This window comes from Paenibacillus oryzisoli, from assembly GCF_050467285.1.
Classification (GTDB): Bacteria; Bacillota; Bacilli; order Paenibacillales; family NBRC-103111; genus Paenibacillus_E; species Paenibacillus_E oryzisoli_A.
Genome location: NZ_JBCMUN010000005.1, coordinates 248,333 through 267,064, shown reverse-complemented (window position 1 = coordinate 267,064; position 18,732 = coordinate 248,333). Strand labels below are relative to the sequence as shown.

At 50.3% G+C, this 18,732-nt stretch carries 23 protein-coding genes; 22 read left to right on the top strand and 1 reads right to left on the bottom strand.

Features of this window, described 5'->3' with window-relative positions; genetic code table 11:
* Positions 1-4: 4 nt before the first annotated feature.
* The 17 genes from ABE504_RS06940 (at position 5) to ABE504_RS06860 (ending at position 14,548) form a co-directional block, all read left to right on the top strand.
* Complete coding sequence (locus ABE504_RS06940) at positions 5-703, top strand: phosphoribosylanthranilate isomerase (RefSeq protein ID WP_430086313.1); 699 nt, start codon at positions 5-7, stop codon at positions 701-703.
* Positions 700-1,896, top strand: a complete 1,197-nt coding sequence (gene trpB, locus ABE504_RS06935) for a tryptophan synthase subunit beta (RefSeq protein WP_430086310.1) — start codon at positions 700-702, stop codon at positions 1,894-1,896. The genes ABE504_RS06940 and trpB overlap by 4 nt, the downstream gene beginning before the upstream one ends.
* A 3-nt stretch (positions 1,897-1,899) precedes the next feature.
* A complete protein-coding gene (trpA, locus tag ABE504_RS06930; protein ID WP_430086307.1) occupies positions 1,900-2,706 on the top strand; it encodes a tryptophan synthase subunit alpha in 807 nt (268 codons plus the stop codon).
* A gap of 36 nt (positions 2,707-2,742) precedes the next feature.
* On the top strand, positions 2,743-3,843 hold the full coding sequence (hisC, locus tag ABE504_RS06925; protein WP_430086304.1) for a histidinol-phosphate transaminase: 1,101 nt from the start codon (positions 2,743-2,745) through the stop codon (positions 3,841-3,843).
* 23 nt (positions 3,844-3,866) lie between these two features.
* Positions 3,867-4,955, top strand: coding sequence for a prephenate dehydrogenase (locus ABE504_RS06920; protein ID WP_430086302.1), 1,089 nt, complete (start codon positions 3,867-3,869; stop codon positions 4,953-4,955).
* Between the two features lie 167 nt (positions 4,956-5,122).
* Entirely contained in the window at positions 5,123-6,013 is an 891-nt protein-coding gene (locus ABE504_RS06915; RefSeq protein WP_430086300.1) for a polysaccharide deacetylase family protein, read from the top strand.
* A 361-nt stretch (positions 6,014-6,374) separates the two neighbouring features.
* The gene (locus tag ABE504_RS06910; protein ID WP_126140526.1) at positions 6,375-6,956 is read left to right on the top strand and encodes an RNA polymerase sigma factor; all 582 of its coding nucleotides are present in this window, start codon (positions 6,375-6,377) and stop codon (positions 6,954-6,956) included.
* A gap of 5 nt (positions 6,957-6,961) precedes the next feature.
* A complete protein-coding gene (locus tag ABE504_RS06905) occupies positions 6,962-7,591 on the top strand; it encodes an anti-sigma factor family protein (protein ID WP_430086296.1) in 630 nt (209 codons plus the stop codon).
* A gap of 57 nt (positions 7,592-7,648) precedes the next feature.
* Positions 7,649-8,224, top strand: a complete 576-nt coding sequence (locus ABE504_RS06900) for a histidine phosphatase family protein (protein WP_430086293.1) — start codon at positions 7,649-7,651, stop codon at positions 8,222-8,224.
* 134 nt (positions 8,225-8,358) lie between these two features.
* Positions 8,359-9,474: a hypothetical protein gene (locus tag ABE504_RS06895; RefSeq protein ID WP_430087409.1), complete on the top strand. Its 1,116-nt coding sequence runs from the start codon at positions 8,359-8,361 to the stop codon at positions 9,472-9,474.
* 195 nt (positions 9,475-9,669) lie between these two features.
* Positions 9,670-9,858: an IDEAL domain-containing protein gene (locus ABE504_RS06890; RefSeq protein ID WP_126140523.1), complete on the top strand. Its 189-nt coding sequence runs from the start codon at positions 9,670-9,672 to the stop codon at positions 9,856-9,858.
* 174 nt (positions 9,859-10,032) lie between these two features.
* Entirely contained in the window at positions 10,033-10,464 is a 432-nt protein-coding gene (locus ABE504_RS06885) for a DUF2487 family protein (protein ID WP_430086290.1), read from the top strand.
* 282 nt (positions 10,465-10,746) lie between these two features.
* Positions 10,747-11,292: a ubiquinol-cytochrome c reductase iron-sulfur subunit gene (locus ABE504_RS06880; protein WP_430086287.1), complete on the top strand. Its 546-nt coding sequence runs from the start codon at positions 10,747-10,749 to the stop codon at positions 11,290-11,292.
* A gap of 17 nt (positions 11,293-11,309) precedes the next feature.
* A complete protein-coding gene (qcrB, locus tag ABE504_RS06875; protein WP_126140520.1) occupies positions 11,310-11,981 on the top strand; it encodes a menaquinol-cytochrome c reductase cytochrome b subunit in 672 nt (223 codons plus the stop codon).
* 20 nt (positions 11,982-12,001) lie between these two features.
* Positions 12,002-12,886 (top strand): c-type cytochrome, encoded by an 885-nt coding sequence (locus tag ABE504_RS06870; RefSeq protein WP_430086283.1) that lies wholly within the window; start codon positions 12,002-12,004, stop codon positions 12,884-12,886.
* Between the two features lie 60 nt (positions 12,887-12,946).
* On the top strand, positions 12,947-13,615 hold the full coding sequence (locus ABE504_RS06865; RefSeq protein WP_430086280.1) for a DUF1405 domain-containing protein: 669 nt from the start codon (positions 12,947-12,949) through the stop codon (positions 13,613-13,615).
* A 51-nt stretch (positions 13,616-13,666) separates the two neighbouring features.
* Positions 13,667-14,548 carry a sporulation protein YpjB gene (locus ABE504_RS06860; protein WP_430086277.1) on the top strand — a complete coding sequence of 294 codons (882 nt, stop codon included), beginning with the start codon at positions 13,667-13,669 and terminating at the stop codon, positions 14,546-14,548.
* 65 nt (positions 14,549-14,613) lie between these two features.
* On the opposite strand, the gene ABE504_RS06855 is transcribed toward ABE504_RS06860, so the two are convergent.
* Positions 14,614-15,489: a YitT family protein gene (locus ABE504_RS06855; RefSeq protein WP_430086274.1), complete on the bottom strand. Its 876-nt coding sequence runs from the start codon at positions 15,487-15,489 to the stop codon at positions 14,614-14,616.
* 156 nt (positions 15,490-15,645) lie between these two features.
* On the opposite strand from ABE504_RS06855, the gene ABE504_RS06850 reads away from it, so the two are divergent.
* The 5 genes from ABE504_RS06850 to bshB1 all read left to right on the top strand — a co-directional run bounded on the left by ABE504_RS06850 (position 15,646) and on the right by bshB1 (position 18,716).
* Positions 15,646-15,981, top strand: a complete 336-nt coding sequence (locus ABE504_RS06850) for a nucleotide pyrophosphohydrolase (RefSeq protein WP_126140515.1) — start codon at positions 15,646-15,648, stop codon at positions 15,979-15,981.
* Between the two features lie 66 nt (positions 15,982-16,047).
* Positions 16,048-16,554 (top strand): tetratricopeptide repeat protein, encoded by a 507-nt coding sequence (locus ABE504_RS06845; protein ID WP_430086272.1) that lies wholly within the window; start codon positions 16,048-16,050, stop codon positions 16,552-16,554.
* Between the two features lie 32 nt (positions 16,555-16,586).
* Positions 16,587-17,390, top strand: coding sequence for a 4-hydroxy-tetrahydrodipicolinate reductase (gene dapB / locus ABE504_RS06840; RefSeq protein WP_430086269.1), 804 nt, complete (start codon positions 16,587-16,589; stop codon positions 17,388-17,390).
* A gap of 212 nt (positions 17,391-17,602) precedes the next feature.
* A complete protein-coding gene (locus ABE504_RS06835; RefSeq protein WP_430086266.1) occupies positions 17,603-18,025 on the top strand; it encodes a methylglyoxal synthase in 423 nt (140 codons plus the stop codon).
* A gap of 1 nt (position 18,026) precedes the next feature.
* Entirely contained in the window at positions 18,027-18,716 is a 690-nt protein-coding gene (gene bshB1 / locus ABE504_RS06830) for a bacillithiol biosynthesis deacetylase BshB1 (protein ID WP_430086263.1), read from the top strand.
* Positions 18,717-18,732: the final 16 nt, after the last annotated feature.

The window sequence follows — 18,732 nt, the reverse complement described above, 5'->3', positions numbered from 1 at the left end:
AAACATGACTGTGACGACAGCGCCAACGGTAAAAATTTGTGGACTTCAAAGCGTTGAAGTGTTAAAATCAATCGTACATTTGCCGATAGCTCATATCGGTTTTGTTTTTGCACCCAGCAAGCGTCGGGTGACGCCGGAGAAGGCGGCAGAGCTGATTGCGGTGCTGCGTGAACAGGGCGTGAGCGGGCAAGAGAGGCCGCTGGCTGTCGGTGTTTTTGTGAATCCGAGCGAAGAAGAGTTGCAGGGCATTTTGTCGGTTGCACCGCTGGACGTTGTGCAGCTTCACAGTCAGGAGACGCCGGCGTTCTGCCAGTGGGTTCGGGCTACGTTTGGCGTAAAAGTGTGCAAAACGGTTTCAATTTCGAAGACGGATGCGAGCCTTCCGACTCCGGAAGCCGTTGCGGCCCAGTTAGATCCGTATATCGGCACGATTGACGCTGTACTGCTAGATACGTTCGACCCTGTTTATGGCGGAGGTTCGGGCAAGACGTTTGCCTGGGATTGCATTCCCGTGTACAAGGATTGGACGCGTAAGGTAGGCGTGGCGCTATGGATAGCGGGCGGGCTTCAACTTGATAATGTTGATCAATTAATTGAAACGTACGCTCCGGACGGCGTCGATGTGTCAAGCGCCGTCGAGACGGACGGGGTTAAAGATACTGCTAAAATTACAGCATTCGTGGAAAGGGTGACTCGGAAGTGACGCAAGTACCTGACCAGCATGGCAGATTCGGTAAGTTCGGCGGCCGTTATGTCCCTGAGACACTGATGAACGCGCTGATTGAGCTCGAAGAAGCTTATGCCAAATATAAAGATGACCCTGATTTTATTGCGGAAGTCCGCTATTTGCAGCGGCAATATTCCGGCAGACCGACCCCGCTGTATTACGCGGAGCGTTTGACGGAGCTTTTGGGCGGCGCTAAGATTTATTTGAAGCGGGAAGATTTGAACCATACCGGTGCTCATAAAATCAACAACACCATCGGACAAGCGGTTCTCGCGAAGCGGATGGGCAAGAAGAAAGTGATTGCCGAGACGGGCGCAGGGCAGCATGGCGTTGCTTCGGCGACGGTTGCGGCCCTCATGGGACTGGAATGCAAAGTGTTCATGGGCGAAGAGGATACGAAGCGTCAACAGCTGAACGTGTTCCGTATGAAGCTGCTTGGCTCGGAAGTAATTCCGGTTACGTCCGGCACGCGTACGCTCAAAGACGCGTGCAATGAGACGCTGCGCTATTGGGTCAGCCATGTGCAGGATACGTATTACATCCTGGGTTCGGTTACAGGACCGCATCCATACCCGATGATGGTGCGCGATTTTCAACGAGTTATCGGCGATGAGTCCCGCGAGCAAATCCTGGAAGCGGAAGGCCGTCTTCCGGACGCGGTTGTTGCTTGCGTAGGCGGCGGCAGCAACGCGATGGGTATTTTTTATCCGTTCGTGCAGGATGAAGGCGTGAAGCTGATCGGCGTTGAAGCGGCTGGACGCGGTGTCGAAACTGAGGAACATGCCGCTACAATGACGAAGGGAACGCAGGGCGTTTTCCAAGGCTCCCTAAGCTACTTGCTGCAGGATGAGTATGGCCAAGTATTGCCGGCGCATTCAATTTCCGCAGGGCTGGATTACCCGGGCATCGGGCCTGAGCATGCGTACCTCAAGGACATCGAGCGTGCGACGTACTTCCCGATCACGGATAAGGAAGCGCTGGATGCGCTGCAATTACTGAGCCGCACGGAAGGCATTATTCCTGCGTTGGAGAGTGCGCATGCGATTGCGCATACGTTGAAGCTGGCTCCGACGATGTCGAAGGACCAGATTATCGTGGTTTCCTTGTCCGGACGCGGCGATAAAGACGTAGAATCGATTATTGGCTACTTGGGCAAGGAGGAGGAATAAGCGATGAACCGTATCGACAGCCGCTTTGCAGAACTGAAAGAGCGCGGGGAAACTGCGCTGATTCCTTTTTTGACCATTGGTGACCCTTCGATTGAAGCGTCTTTGGAACTGATTCTGGAGATGGAAAAAGCGGGTGCCGACCTGATGGAGCTTGGCGTGCCGTATTCCGATCCACTTGCGGATGGACCTGTTATTCAACGTTCCTCGGAGCGTGCGCTGCAGCGCAAAATCTCGATCTTCGACGTCATCGGCGTCGCTCGTGAGGCGCGCAGCCGCGGCTCCAAGCTGCCTTTCATCCTCTTCACCTATTACAATCCGGTGCTGCAAATCGGCCTGGAGCGCATCTTTAAGACGATGCAGGAAAATGAAATCAGCGGCATTATCATTCCCGATCTTCCGCTGGAAGAGGACAGCGAGGCACGTGCGGTTGCCGAAACGTACGGCGTACACTTGATTCCGCTCGTAGCGCCAACGTCCAACGAGCGCGTGAAGCGCATCGCGGCAGGGGCGCGCGGGTTTGTGTACTGCGTGTCCTCGCTGGGCGTAACCGGCGAGCGCGCGGAGTTTTTCGGCGGCATCGAAGATTTCCTGTCCACCGTGCGCGAAGCGGCGACCGTGCCGATTGTCGTCGGCTTCGGGATCTCGAATCGCGAGCAGGTAAAGCGCTTTGAGTCGCTGTGCGACGGCGTCGTTGTGGGCAGCGCGATTGTAAGAACGATTGAAGGCGCGCTTCCGCACCTCACTGCGGACGCTGCGCATCCGGAAGGCTTGGGACAAATTCGTCAATTCGTAGGACAATTAAAAGGTTAGGACAATATTTCGATCTACATTCAATGAGGTGACTTCATGCAACCGAAACAGTCGATTATCCATTTACCCGTCTATCAACCTGGCAAGCCGATTGAAGAAGTCAAGCGCGAGCTTGGCCTCAAGGAAGTGATTAAGCTCGCTTCCAACGAAAATCCGTTTGGTTCGTCACCGCGCGTCAAAGCTGCGATCGAAGCGGAAATCGCCAACATCTCTCTGTATCCCGATGGCGGCGCTGTGCAATTAACGGAAGGTGTGGCGAAGGAGCTTGGCGTGGAAACGAACCAGCTTATTTTCGGCGCAGGCTCGGACGAAGTCATTTTGATGCTGGCGCGCGCGTTCCTTGTGCCTGGCGACGAGTCCGTCATGGCTTCGCACACGTTCCCGCAATACAAGCACAACTGTGAAATCGAAGGCGCGATTTCGATTGAAGTGCCGCTCAAAGACGGTACACACGATCTGGATGCTATGGCTGCCGCAATTACGGAAAAGACGAAAATCGTGTGGATTTGCAACCCGAACAACCCGACAGGCACGATGAACACAGATGCGGAAATCAAAGCGTTCCTGGCGAAAGTACCTGCCAGCGTGATCGTTGTCCTCGATGAAGCTTACTGCGAGTACAACACGACGGGAGAATTCCCGAACAGCATCGAGCTGATCGGGCAGTACAAAAATGTGATTTCGCTGCGGACGTTCTCCAAAATCTACGGTTTGGCATCGCTTCGTATCGGCTACGGCATCGGGCATCCGGATGTCATCCGCTCGATCAATCAAGTGCGCGAGCCGTTTAATACAACGCGATTTGCACAGGCTGCCGCGCTGGTATCGATTCAAGACAAGGAGTTCATTGCGAACTGCCGCGAAGCGAACACAGCCGGTCTTAAGTACTTGAACGAACAGTTCCAAGAGCTTGGTCTTTCTGCATTCCCGGCGCATGGCAACTTTATCATGGTTGATGTCCAGCGTCCAGCCGCTGAGGTGTTTAACGGCTTGCTGCGCCGCGGGTTGATCGTGCGCGGAGGCCATATGCTCGGCTTCCCGACATCGCTGCGCGTGACCATCGGTTCTCGCGAGCAGAATGAAAAATTCATCGCCGCACTGAAAGAAGTGCTGGCTGAGGTGCCTGTAGAGGCCTAATTCCATTTACAAAGGTTGATTTCATGACGAAGATAGCGATTTTCGGTGTAGGGCTGATCGGTGGATCACTTGCCTTATGTTATAAAGGAAAGCCCGGGTATACGGTCGTTGGTCATTCGCCAAATCCGAAGTCCGTGGAGAAGCTGCTTAAGCGCGGCGTCGTGGACATTGCCACGACGTCGATGGCGGAAGCTGTACAGGACGCAGATTATTTATTCCTGTGCGTCCCGGTAGGCAATCTGGAGGATTATGTGAAGCAGCTTGTAGAGCTGCCGCTGAAGCCAGGCTGCATCATTACGGATGTTGGGAGTACGAAGGCGTCCGTGACGGAAAGCGCCGCAGCTTTGGTAAAAGAAGGCGTCTACTTCATCGGCGGTCATCCGATGGCGGGTTCGGAACGGCACGGCGTAGAGGCTGCATCGTCCCATTTATTTGAGAATGCCTTCTACGTGCTGACGCCGGCAGAAGGCACGCCGGAGCGGGAAGTAGACCGTTTGACAGCTTTCCTTAGTGAGACCAAAGCGCAGGTCGTTCGAGTCGATGCCCGCGAGCACGATGAAATCGTCGGCGCGATCAGCCACCTGCCGCATATTATTGCTGTCGCCTTAGTGAATCAAGTCCGCGTGTATAATGAAACGAACCCGCTGTACCAAAATCTCGCGGCAGGCGGGTTCCGGGATATTACGCGAATCGCGGCCAGCGAACCAAGCATCTGGCGCGACATTCTCGTGAACAATCGCGAGGTGCTGCTGAAGCTGCTCAAGGACTGGAACGGCGAGATTGCGCGTTTTATCCAATTGATTGAGCAAAGCGACGGGGAGGGGATTGCCGAACAATTCCGCCTCTCCGGCGAATTTCGCGGCAAGCTGCCTGAACGCCGCAAAGGCATGCTCACGTCCTTATACGATATTTATGTCGATGTACCGGACCACCCGGGCATTATCGGGTCCATTGCAACTCTGCTGGGGAATGCCCGGATTAATCTCAGTAATCTTCAAATTATCGAAAGCCGTGAAGATGTTCCGGGCATACTTCGCTTGTCCTTCCGCAATCAGGAGGAAGCGGATCGCGCCTCCGAACTTCTTGGAGAGCAGTATGCGGTTCACGTATAAATGACATTCCGACATAAACCGACATGCGCGGGGGAGATCTCCTTATCCGGCGGCATGTCGGTTTATTACATTTTCTTATTAAAAGACGTATTCTCAGGTCTTAAGTCCCATGCTATAATAAATCGCTATCAGTTTTTATAACTTTTATAAGTCATGGGGCGAACGATGTGAAAGCAAGGATTATGTGGATCGGCATGCTTACCTTTGTCATTGTCATTATGAATTTTACCCCGATTGTCGCCAGTGAAAAGGATGTTTATTATTCCAAGCAAGTGGCAGTACTGGTGTACCATCATCTTGATCCGGACGTACAAGGGTCGGTGACCATTACGCCGAAACTATTTGAACGTCAACTGGAAGCGCTCCAACGCGACGGTTTTATGTTCATTTCGTTCGATCAGTTCAAACGCTTTAAAACCCAAGGCGCCGATGTGCCGGACAATGCCGTGCTGATTACGTTCGATGACGGCTACGAAAGTTTCGCGACCTACGCGTATCCGGTCCTCAAACGCATGAGGATTCCTGCCGTGAATTTTGTGATCACCAAAGATCTTGACGATCCAACCGCTCCGAAACTGCACGCCCTGTCCAAAGAAGAAATCAAGCGTATTCGTGCAGATTTCCCCAAGATTGAATTTCAAGGTCATTCGGATTCCCTTCATCAAATGCAGGATGGCAAGCCGTTCTTAACGAACAAGCTGGCCCAGCAAGGCGTTCAGGAGACGGACGATCAATTCAAATCCAGAATTTCACAGGATACACAGACGATGATTGCAAAGCTGAACGAGCTGAACGCAGCCAGGGAAGTGAATGGTTACGCTTATCCGTATGGCAGCTACGATGCACAGACGATCGCGCTGTTGCAGCAAGCAGGGATTAAATTCGGCTTTACAACAACAAACGGCATCACGGATTTTGCAGGAGACCCAATGCAAATTCCGCGAATTAACGCGGGGAGCCCTTATATACGTCCTTATTCCATTTGCAATTTAATTAAACGAGCAGCGAGAAATGAAGCAAACGGTCCTCAAGCCGGTCGCCATTTCCATGCTTCGTAAACGTTTTCAAAAAAGTGTTGACAAAATGAAACCGTATACATATAATAAAAGTACAGTATGGTTTCTCTCCACTCCTATCCGATAATCGCACCATAAGTGCAACCGCCGATTCGGCGGTTTTTTTTTGTGTTTAGCTGCATATATATGATCTGATGTACCGAATGTGAACTTTATTGGGCAATTTGTCGAAAGTAGCAGGATTTTTGCCTTCAAGCTCGAAATACTATTAGGCCACATCTCTGCTTAAAAATGCATTCATACTTTTTTTACAAATAGATCGCAACTTTTCACTCCAACCTCAGTCTAACCAATATGAGCAGTTGGAGTGGTACCCCGGAACCGCTAGGAGGGTCGCCACGTAATGACCGATTCCCAATTGATCCGCGAAATCAAGGATGGAAATGTTCAGCTCTATAACGAACTTATGCGTCGTTACGAGCGGAAAATCCTTGCCTTCATTTTTCACATGTTAAAAAGTACGGCGATGGAAGGAATCGCAGAAGATCTCTGCAATGAAACTTTCTATAAAGCGTATCGCAGCTTGCATTCGTTCCGTGAGATCGAAGCTTCTTTCTCTACGTGGCTGTATACGATTGCGCGCAACACCGTGCTCAGCGAATTGCGCAAGAACAAAAGCGTTCAGGTTTCGCTGGAGCAAAGCGGTCTTACGCCACACGCGTCTCTGGATGCCATGCCGGAGCAGACGATGCTGCGCAATGAGAAGGTCTCGATGGTGCGCGAGGCGATCAACAGCCTGCCGGAGAAGCAGCGTTCCGCATTAATTTTACGGGAATACGATCAAATGGATTATCAGGAAATTGCGAATATCCTCGGCCAAACGGTAAGCTCGGTCAAATCGTTGTTGTTCCGGGCAAGGGCTTCTGTGAAATTGCATTTGGACCCTTATATCAGTGAACCGATATTCGAAGAATCGAAGGGATGACTACGATGACATGTAATGAGATTCAGGAGTTATTTGGGGTGTATTGGGACTTGCCGAATGATGACCTGCGTCGGAAAGCTGTTGATGCGCACTTGCTGAAGTGTCCGGCATGCGCGGAAGAATTTCAAATGTGGGAAGAAAGCATGGTGCTTATTCGCACTGCCGCGGACGAGCAGGAGCTGGCGAGCTATGAGCCTGTGATTTCCGGTAAAGTCATGGATCGCATATATGAAGACGAATCTTGGCGCATTCCCGTGTCCGAGCGACTCTATAACATTTCCTATAGATTAAGACGTAATTTAACGGCTGTGATTGCTTTCTGTTTGGCTCTGTTTATTTTCAGCTTCTTGTTTGCGATCGTGTACGAAGGCTCGCCGCAGACAACGATGGCGTCGGCTGATAACTCGATCTTCGATTTACAAGCGCCGCAAGCGCTCAAATCACCAGACACCGAGTCGATGAATGGGCATAAGCTCGGCGACGCAGTTGCCAGCCTGAATCCCAGCTTTATGGAGCCTCTCCGGTTTCATGTAGGGCCGATTCATTCTTATCCGCATTATTTGCTGGTCATTTCACTTTTGGGGCTGACAGCGACAATTATCATTATGAACTGGTTATCACGTACGAAACATTAATGCTCCAGCACGGGGCATTTTTCATTTATATCGAATGCGAATGGAGTGTTAGACAGAATGACAATGCTTGGGTTTGTGCGGCACGGAAGCACGGAATGGAATCAGCTCGGCAAATTGCAGGGACAATTGGACACGGATTTGACAGAAGTAGGCCGCGAAGAGGCCAGAAAGCTTGGCCGACGCCTTGCCGGGGAAAAGTGGGACGGCATCATCTGCAGCGATTTGAAGCGGGCGAGAGAAACTTCGCAAATTATTGCCGCTGAATCCGGCATTCCGCTGCTTCGCGAAGATCGCAGGTTGAGAGAGCGCAGCTATGGACAAGCGGAGGGGACGACAGCCGAAGAGCGTGAAGCGCGCTGGGGTGTCGATTGGAAGAAGCTGGACATTGGACAGGAAACCGATCAGGAGCTGTGGTCCAGATGGATCGAACTCGAGCAAGAACTGCTGCTGGCCTATCCTAACGGCAAGCTGCTATTAGTCTCGCACGGCGGCTTCATCGTTCAAATTTTACGCGAGCTGAGAATGGAACCTGAATCATTCCTGAAGAACACGTCACTTACGATCTTGCTGCGCGGCGAAGCCGGCTGGGAATTGCAGCTCTATAACTGCCTGGCGCATCTCCAAAATGAATAAATAAGTCTCGAACATGGCCTATGAAAGGCCATGTTTTTTTGGTTTATACGGAATATTTTTGGGAAATCATCCCATAATGGTTACTAGAAAGAGCGGAGCCTCGCAGCTTCGGAAGGAGGGGATACAGGGTGGAAATGAACTTGGCGGATATGCTCAGTTATGCCGATATTCATGAATTGGGCCGCATTGCCCATACATACGAATGCGAATGCAACGGTCATTCCAAGCATGAATTGATTCAGTCGATTCTGAGCACGGCGCTGCGCAAGGAAATTTTTGAAAAACACATCCAGGGGCTGAGCCTGGAAGACATCCGGTTTCTCAATTCTTTACTCTCCGATCCTCGCAACGCTTTCAGCATGGAAGAGCTGGTCGCTAGAGTTCAGCAGTCCCGATTTCAAAAGGAGGAGTCCGAGACCTGGAACCCGCGCGATATGATCGTGAAATTCAAACGGTTAGGCTGGTTGTTTAATGGCTACTCCCAACAAACCAAGTATTTGTTTCATGTGCCCAAGGATATGAAACGCCGGTTCGCGGATGTGCTTGCGGCGAAATTCAAGGGAGTGCTGCAGACCACATCGGAACCTTCGGTCTATCGGGATGAGCAAATGCTTGTGGTGGAAGACATCTTTCATTTTCTCACACTTGTATCTCAGGCGCAGCAAATTCCGCTGACGGCCGAAGGCTTCATGTACAAGCGGCAGCTGCAGCAAGTGCTCGGCGTATTGTCCGTGCAAGAAGACATGATTGGCAAAGGGGCCTGGCGCTTTGGTTATGGGCGAATGTTCAAAGAGTATCCGAATCGCTTTTCTCTCATTTATGATTATTGCTATTATCGGCAATGGATCAGTGAGCACGATTATCAGCTTCGGATTACGGAGGAAGGACAAGCGCGTTTAATAGAAGGAAAAAAGGAGAGTCCGGAAGACGTCTACCGCTTCTGGCTGCGCTTGTACAAAAATCCAATTCCCAACATTCAAAGCATGGTGGCATGGATTGAGCGGCTATGTGGCTCTTGGGTAACAGTCGCTTCGTTGGTTGACTTACTCAGCCAATTGGTCAAACCTTACTACTACGACAGCTCCGCATCAATTGTAGAGCAGCGCTTACTTCAAATGCTGATGCATCTAGGTCTAGTTCGTATCGGGGAAGATGAGACGCAGGGCGCCGTCGTACAAGTTACCAAGCTTGGATCCCGCATCATTCAGGGGACAAGCATTTCGGAAGAAGATAAAGTCGTGCTTTTCTGATCAGCTTCACCTACATCTGGGTAAAGGCACATTCAAGGGCAAGCGGGCTTTTGAAGGAAGCGCCCGTTATGCAAATGAATATGATGTAATAGGAGCAGCTAAATGGGGAGGCATACAGCAACCTATCCAAACACAAATATTTTTGCGAAAAAGAAGCTCCTGACAAACCGCGGACAACATTTGGAGGTAGGTCTCATGGGAAAAATGAATGTATCTAACGATGCGCTGCTGGCACTTTTCGCGGAAATGATTTGGGATCAGGCCATACGCAAACATAGAGAAGAAAATTTGTATAAAGAAATCGACCGTGCGTTAGCGAAGGGAGACCAGCCGTCTTTCCTGGCGCTCACTTCCGAGCTAAGGCTGCTGCAATCGCTTGGCTAGAGGAGCGGACAGCGAATTAACGTCAAAGGCAGACATGTGAATGAGCATTCACGTGTCTTTTTGTTGTGCGTGTGCCCTTTTCATTGACAGCGATGCAAGTTCGCTTTAAAGTACAAGTTGATTGATTGCTACATACTCGACTTTGTTTTGGTAAAGAATAGGGAGGGCGACACCTTGAAGTTTCATGAAGTTGATGCCGCACAATGGCCGGAGTTAAAACCGTATTTAGATACTTGCCTGCTTCCTGTGACAGGCTTAACGGGGAGTGAGGAACCGCTTGCCGTAACGCAAGCGCTGGAGCGCCTTCAAGACGCGCTGGATATGATCGAAGCACCTTATAAAGGCCGAGTGGTGACCTATCCGACGCTCCATTACATAACCGGCGTGAACGCGAACGAGCAGGCAGAAGCACTTGCGGAACAAATAAAAGCGAGCGGATTCAAACATGTCATCGTATTGACGCTGCTTACGGAGGCGGTCGAATGGGAGACCGTGCATATCGATTTGCTGATTGCGCTTGACTGGGCGCAGTGGGCAAATGAGGCGGAACTGGTGAAATCAAGCATTTCTCAGCATATTCAGCGTCTCTGGTATCCGGTGGATTAACTTCAAGAATCCGTGTATTAATGGAAAAAAATTGCGCAAGATAAGGGGAGTAATGGATGAAAGTGGCTTTCATAAAGTTGTGACAATTTCGTTAAACTTTGTCTGAAAGCGCAAAATTCACAGGTTGAAAAGGAGTTCCGAATTCTTGACGACCTAGTAGTCGTAGGCTATTATTAGTAATGTCCTAGTAATATGTAGTGTAATGTCGAACGACACGTGATAGAGGTAACTGATGCTCGAGAGGGTTCGGGCTTCAGCCAATGTAGGAGGGTAGACCTGAGAATGAGTGATCATAACAATCACAAAGAAGAACAGCATGGGAAGAAACCCGGGACCAAACGCGAAATGTCTCGTCGACAATTTCTTTCTTACACCCTAGGCGGCGCTGGCGGATTCATGGCTGCCGGTATCATCGTTCCGATGGTACGGTTTGCGATTGATCCGGTCCTTCAGAAGTCGAAGGCAGCGGATTGGGTGAAGGTTGTCGAGGAAAGCAAGATCACAAATGCACCGCAAGCCTTTACATTCCAAATTCATCAAGTGGATGGCTGGTATGAAAGCGATGCTGAACTGGTAGCGTGGATCTCCAAGGGCAGTGACGGAAAGATCTTCGCACTAAATCCAACATGTAAGCACCTTGGATGTACGGTCAACTGGAACGATAACCCTGCTTACAAAGACCAGTATTTCTGCCCATGTCACGGAGCGCACTACACGCAAGATGGCAAGAACCTTGCCGTAGCTCCAAAGCCGTTGGACGAGTATACGACAAAAGTAGAGAACGGTTTCGTTTATGTTGGACAACTGCATGCTAACACTAGAGTATAAGGGGGCGTCACAGTCAGATGTTTAAAAATGTATACAACTGGATTGACGAACGTCTTGATATTACGCCTATGTGGAGGGATGTAGCAGATCACGAGGTGCCAGAGCACGTTAACCCTGCTCACCATTTCTCCGCTTTCGTGTACTGCTTTGGCGGACTGACGTTTTTCATCACAGTGATCCAAATTCTTTCAGGTATGTTTTTGACGATGTACTACACACCTGATATTATCAACGCTTATGCGAGTGTTGACTACTTACAACATAAAGTCGCTTTCGGTGTTATCGTGCGCGGTATGCACCACTGGGGAGCGAGTTTGGTTATCGTAATGATGTTCTTACATACTCTGCGCGTGTTCTTTACAGGTTCTTACAAAGCTCCTCGTGAAATGAACTGGGTTGTGGGAATGCTCATTTTCTTCGTTATGTTAGGTCTTGGCTTCACGGGATACCTGCTGCCTTGGGATAACAAAGCATACTTTGCTACCCAAGTAGGGATGAAGATTGCTGCATCCGTACCTTTCATTGGTCCGTATATCGAGACATTGCTGCAAGGGGGAAGCATCGTAGGTGCGCAAACGCTGACTCGTTTCTTCGCGATCCACGTATTCTTCTTGCCTGGCGTACTGCTCGCTTTGCTTGCCGGACACTTCTTTATGATTCGCAAACAAGGTATTTCCGGACCGCTATAATTTAGGGAGGGGCGAATAGCGTGGCGCATGGTCATAAGTCTGATGAAAAAATCGTTTACGTTGGGGACTCCCGCGTAAGAAAAAAAACGCAAGAGCAACGCCTGAAGCCTACAGATTATTCCGCGTATCCGGGAAAATCTGAAGCTTTCATTCCAAACTTTTTGTTAAAAGAATGGATGGTTGGGGTTGTCGTACTTGTTGGTATTCTAGTACTGGTTATGTCTGATCCGGCTCCGCTCGGTTATCCAGCGGATCCGAAAAATACGGCATTCATTCCGATGCCGGACTGGTATTTCTTGTTCATGTATCAACTGCTGAAATACCCTTACACTTCGGGCAGCTATGTTGTATTAGGGGTTGTCGGGGTTCCGGGTCTGCTCTTCGGAAGCTTGCTGCTGGCGCCGTTCCTGGACACTGGCAAAGAGCGTCGCTTCTATAGAAGACCGATTGCATCCGCATTGATGATTATGTCTCTGATCACTTGCTCTTACTTGACCTATGTGTCTTGGTCGCATTACCAAGTGGAGTTGAAAGAGAAAAACATCATTCCTGAGCACATCAAACGTGAAGAAGAACTGCATGCCGGCAAAACAACGGCAGGTGGCGGTGCCAAGGAAACGAAGAAAGCGGCTGCTATCGTCGCTGCTGACGATCCTGGCGCTGAGATCTACAAAAAAGCAACATGTCTTGCTTGCCACGGCGCGCAATTGAAAGGTATGCCGGCTTCCGGCGTTCCTGCCTTACTGGGTGTTGGTGATACGCATACGAAAGACGACATTTTGGGTATTATCAAAAACGGTAAAGGCAACATGCCGTCCATGTATAAGCCAAACATCGATAAAGGTCTGACAGACGCGGACATCGATAAGCTGGCGAACTGGTTAGCAATGCAAAAAACTCAATAAAAACATGAAACCTGATCGCGAAAGTGATCAGGTTTTTTTTGAAACAGAAGGAGGAGCGGCATGTCCCTATCGGTCCTGTGGAGCAAACAATTTCTGCTTAGTAAGAAAATGCTATGGCTTTTATTCATTTGCAATTTGCTAGGCACGATTTATGGGTACGAATGGTATTGGGGCCAAATGGTGGATACGATCGCGGATGATCCGATCTGGTACGTCTATTTTGTGCCGGATAGCCCGACGGCCAGCTTGTTTTTTACCATCGCCGTAGGCTACTTGCTTTTGGATGCGTATTCAAAACGGCCGGTATCCAAAATCGCGCAGGCGTTCAGGGCATTTGTTGAAGCGTTTGCGTTAATTACTTCTTTTAAATATGGCATTTGGGCGGTTACGATGATCTGGTGGGGAGCGCTGCAAGGCGTACCGGTGGAATGGGACGGTTGGATGCTGACGATGTCTCATTTGGCGATGGCGGTTGAGGCGCTGCTCTTTGTCCGGTGGTTCTCTTTCCGGATTCCGGCGATTGTGCTGGTCGCTATCTGGACATTCAGCAACGACTTTATGGATTACGAGCGGGGCGTTTTTCCAAGATTGCCGCAAGAGCTGCATCCATATCTGGATACGATTCAATTTTTTACAGTAAGCTTGAGCATCATTGGTATTTGGATTGCAGCCACTTGCGTTTTTCTTAGGCGAAAGAAAGAAGTAGAGCGTGTAAAAGTCACTTCGTAGTGGTCTAATTGTGGACGAACCTCCATATGATGTGGAAGGAGGGGATGTCCGATGAATTGGACTCAGAAGAGAAGAAGCGCAGGCTTGCTGCTTTGTCTCGCGTTTATCATAAGTGTATTTACTGCGTGCGGAGCGGCCGTGCAAACGAATGGACAAGCTTTGAAGCCGGCGGATCCCGTTCAACAAGAACGCATTGCTTATTTGGACGGACTGGCAGGTGTCATGTACAATTTGACAATGGATGGACAAGTTGTCGAGGCGCGAGATAAACTGCTGCAAATTGCCCAAATGATTCCGACGATTCGTTTCGAGGGGATCACCACGGTGGCGGGAATGAACGCTCTGACTGAAACGGTGACCGGAGCTGAACTCGTTTTTAACAACATCAAGTACTCGCCTGAAGTGGGGCAGGTGGCGGCAGCCAAAATCCGTTTGGCCATCGATGCGCTTTCTCATAAAAACCAGCCGATGTGGCTGCAATACTATAAAGTGCTGCAAAACGATGTAAGCCAGCTAAGTATGGCAGTCAAGGCGAACAAGCAGGGTGAGGCACAGCAGGCGCTTGGCAAGCTTGCCCAGCATGTGGACATCGTACATCCTTCCCTCGTGATTAGCCGCGACGAGACGGCGGTTACGCAGCTTGATTCGTTGCTTGCCTTTATCCATACGAATGTAACGGCAACGCCGATGAAAACGAATGAGTTGACATCGGGGCTCGAGCAGCTGAATCGCGTACTTGATGAACTGTTTATGAAGCACAAGGACGCCATCGCCGTTGTGCCGTTGATGGATCCGAAGCAGCCGATTCTGTGGACGCTGGGCATGGGACTTATCATCGTGAGCGTGCTGTCCTATGTTGGCTGGCGCATGTATCAGACCGGCCGAAACATCGTTTCGGTCAAGTCGAAAGCAGCGGGCGAGATTGAAAAATAAATGCACAAATAAGAAAGTCCCCGACGGGCCGAAGTGATGGCTCACGGGGACTTTTTGCTGTTTGCTCAGGTAGGCGTTTTAAAGCCTTCGCCGATCACGTCGTGCACTTCACCGATAATAATGAAGGCACTCGCGTCAATGGCATGGATGAGCTCGCGAAGACGTCTTGTCTCATGCCGGTAGACGACGCAATAGACGACTTCCTTGTTATTGCCCGAATAAGCGCCCCGGGCGGGGAACAGCGTCACCCCGCGATCCAACTCCTTGGTAATCGAGGCGGCGAGCTCCTGGGCTTTTTCGCTAATGATGGTGAACGCTTTGGCTGCATAAGCCCCTTCCGAAATGTAATCAATAAGCCGTGAGGTGACGAAAACCGCGACGAGCGAGTACAGCACTTTTTCCTGCGGCAAATAAATGAGCGAGGAACCGATGACGACGACGTCGATAATGAGAATCACTTGTCCTACGCTCCAGCCCCGCCGTTTATGCCCGATGCGGGCGACGATGTCGGAGCCGCCGGTCGTTCCCCCGTAGCGAAAGACAAGGCCAAGTCCTGTCCCCAGCGTGATGCCAGCGTAGAGGGTAGCGAGGAAATAGTCTTGCGTCGTATGAAACGGGACGATCCACCCTAACTTGATGCATTGCTCCATCATCCAGAGGAAGAAGGAGAGCGAGATGACGCCGAAGATCGTGTACGCCATCGGGCCTTTGCCGAAATTACGCCATCCGAGATAAAACAGCGGAATGTTCAAAGCGAGCGTCGAGATCGAGGGCGGCACGTTTAGGACATATTTTAATAAAAGTGAAATACCCGTGATCCCGCCTTCCATCAGCTCGTTTGAGATGACGAAGTAATGCAGGCCAAAAGCGTAAATTGCGGTACCGATCCCAATGCCAAGACCGTTCAGAAGCTGGCCGCCAAGCTTATCTTTGATGAACATACTGCGCCTCCGTAAGCATGAACAGGCAACCTGTCCAAAAAAATTTGTCAACGATTCTCGTTTAGTTTAACATAGGGATGATAGGCATGTACGTCGCGATTCCCAAAACAGGTTAATTAATTTGGGATCGCGCCAAAAATGAAAGAAGGAATGCGAATGTCGGAACGCACGTTAAAAGACCTTCAACAAGAGGTTGATACTTATATTTCCCAGTTCAAGGAAGGATATTTCAGTCCGCTGGCGATGCTGGCCAGAATGTCCGAGGAAGTGGGCGAACTTGCCCGCGAAGTCAATCATACATACGGCGAAAAGCCGAAGAAGAGCTCGGAAGCGGATAATTCGATCGAACTGGAGCTTGGGGATATTTTGTTTATTACGATCTGTTTTGCGAACTCGCTGGGGATCGATCTGACGGAAGCCCACGAAAAAGTCATGCATAAATTCAATACGCGCGACGCGGGCCGTTGGACTAAAATTAACACCGAAACGTAGTCATCTTCATAAGCTATACCATCCCCGGCAACGGGTAAAACCGCTTTGGCAAAGGAGGATGGGAAGGTGAACGGAGAAAATCAAATTCAAAAAGCATACGAATCGATACTCGGCCACGATTTTGAAAAAGCCATTGAATGGTTTGAAAAAGCGATTGCTCAGGACCCTTCCAATGCGGATTACCACTACAAGCTGTCGATCACGTTTGCGCGTGGCAACAAGCTGGCGAAAGCTGTAGAGCACGCATCCATAGCCATTCAACTGGCGGGAGACAATGAAACGTATGCTTATCATCTGCAGATGCTGCATGCCAGAGAGCTTGTAGAGGAAGCGCGCAAGCACTTAAATCCGGAAGCTGCGCATAGCGAGCGGGCGATTTTTTTGCTCAAAGAAGCAATAACGCTTGATCCGTTGGCGATTGGGGCGTATCTTATTCTAGGAGAAGCTTTTGCGCTGCGCGGCGATTATACGAGAGCTTATCAAGCTGCGATGGATGCTGTTCGGCTTGAGCCTCATCACGAGCTTGCGAATCAGCAAGCGACACTCTACAAGGGCAAGCTGACATCGACTTAACGACGATCTGATCTAAAGGAGATATGGATGACATGGAGCATAAAATACGAGTTGCAGTTATCGGAGCCAGCGGCCGCATGGGCCGGGAAGTGGTGAAAACCGTACTGAAAGAATCCGATATGGAGCTCGTTGCGGGGATGGACCGCTCCTCCGGACCTATCGATTTGGGCACTATGGTAGGTCTGGAGCCTTGCGGGGTGACCATGCGCAACGATATTCAGCAAGCTTTGACGGAAGTGAGACCAGATGTCGTCGTCGATTTCACAGGTCCGCATACAGCGGTGTCTCACACGAAGCTGGCGATCGAGCTGGGCATTCGTCCCGTTATGGGGACGACGGGATTTACGCAGGAAGCGATCGCAGAGCTGGACAAGCTGTGCCAGGAGCGTCAAATTGGCGGCTTGATCGCCCCGAACTTTTCGATTGGCGCAATTCTCATGATGAAGTTTGCGGCGCAGGCCTCGAAATATTTTCCGCACCTGGAGATTATTGAATATCATGGCGACCAGAAGCTGGATGCGCCGTCAGGCACGTCGGTGAAAACGGCGGAGCTGATTTCGGAAGTGCGCGGCGAACTGCGCCAAGGCAATCCGAAAGAAGAGGAAACGATCGAAGGCGCACGCGGCGGCTACTATAACGGATTTAGAATACATAGTGTGCGGCTGCCGGGTATTTTTGCCCAGCAGGAAGTTGTGATGGCGGAGAAAGGACAAGCCCTTAAGATTCGCCACGATTCTTACGATCGCGAAGCGTATATGCCGGGCGTTGCCCTTGCGATTCGAAAAGTTATGACGTACTCCGGAATGATTTACGGATTTGAGCATTTTATAGATTAAAAGTGTAAGCTTAAAATAATAGTTCAAAAAGTTGGATTTTCAGCACCGAGAAGGTTGCGTGAAGCTGATGAAGGAGGAGCGGAGTGCAGTCAAATCTGCATGAGCACCGCACTTCGAAGGTGAACGCAAGATTCGATGTCGAATTGGCTTCCTGGTTTGCTTCGTGATCAAAAGACGACTTTTTGAACCACCGCTAAGGGAGTGGAGCTTCGATGTTAAAGATCGCCTTAATTGCCCATGATCGTAAGAAAGATGAAATGGTGAATTTCATTACAGCGTATGAGCACGTATTTGCTGGGCATAAATTGTATGGAACAGGTACGACGGGACAGCGCATTATGGATAATACGGATCTGGACGTGCACCGCTTCATGTCGGGGCCTCTGGGCGGCGACCAGCAGATCGGGGCGCTCGTAGCTCAAAACGAGATGGACTTGATTATCTTCCTCCGCGATCCGCTTATGGCGCAGCCGCACGAGCCGGACATTATTGCGCTGCTTCGCTTATGCGACGTGCAGGGCATTCCTTGTGCAACGAATATCGCGACGGCGGAAATTCTCGTGAAAGCTTTGGATCGCGGCGATTTTGCCTGGAGAGAACTCGTACATAAGTATAAACCGGGGATCGATGAATAAGATGAGTGATCACGTAGATATTCTGATCTTTGGCGCGCATGCAGACGATGCGGAAATTGGGATGGGTGCGACGATTAAGAAGCATACGCAGAGAGGCGTTAAGGTTGCGCTGTGCGATTTGACGTATGCCGAGATGTCGTCGAACGGGACGGTGGAATTAAGACAGGAGGAGGCGGCGAAAGCGGCCGACATTCTGGGTGTTACGGCACGTACGAATCTCGGCCTGCCGGATCGCGGGTTGTTTGTGACGCCTGAGGCAATCGAGCGTATTACGCAGGAAATTCGCAAGTTCCGCCCTCGTCTTGTGTTCGCTCCGTACTGGCAGGACCGCCATCCGGACCATATCGCCTGCTCGCACTTGGTGCAAGAAGCGGTATTTAATGCAAAGCTGCGCAAATATTTACCGGAATCGGAGCCTGTGGGCGTTCAGCAGTTATATTTTTATTTTATCAATGATGTTTATGATGCTGATGTGATGATCGATGTAGCGGATGTCTATGAGGCGAAATTGGCTGCGCTGCATGCGTATCAATCGCAATTTATGACCACGGCAAATACAGTCGCGACACCGCTGAATCAAGGCTATGTGGAGCGTGTAGAGGCAAGGGACCGGCTGATGGGACAGAAGCGCATGTTGACCTATGCGGAAGGCTTCGTTTCCAAGCTGCCCGTGGTGATTGAACAATTTTGAGTGAATAAACGAGGTG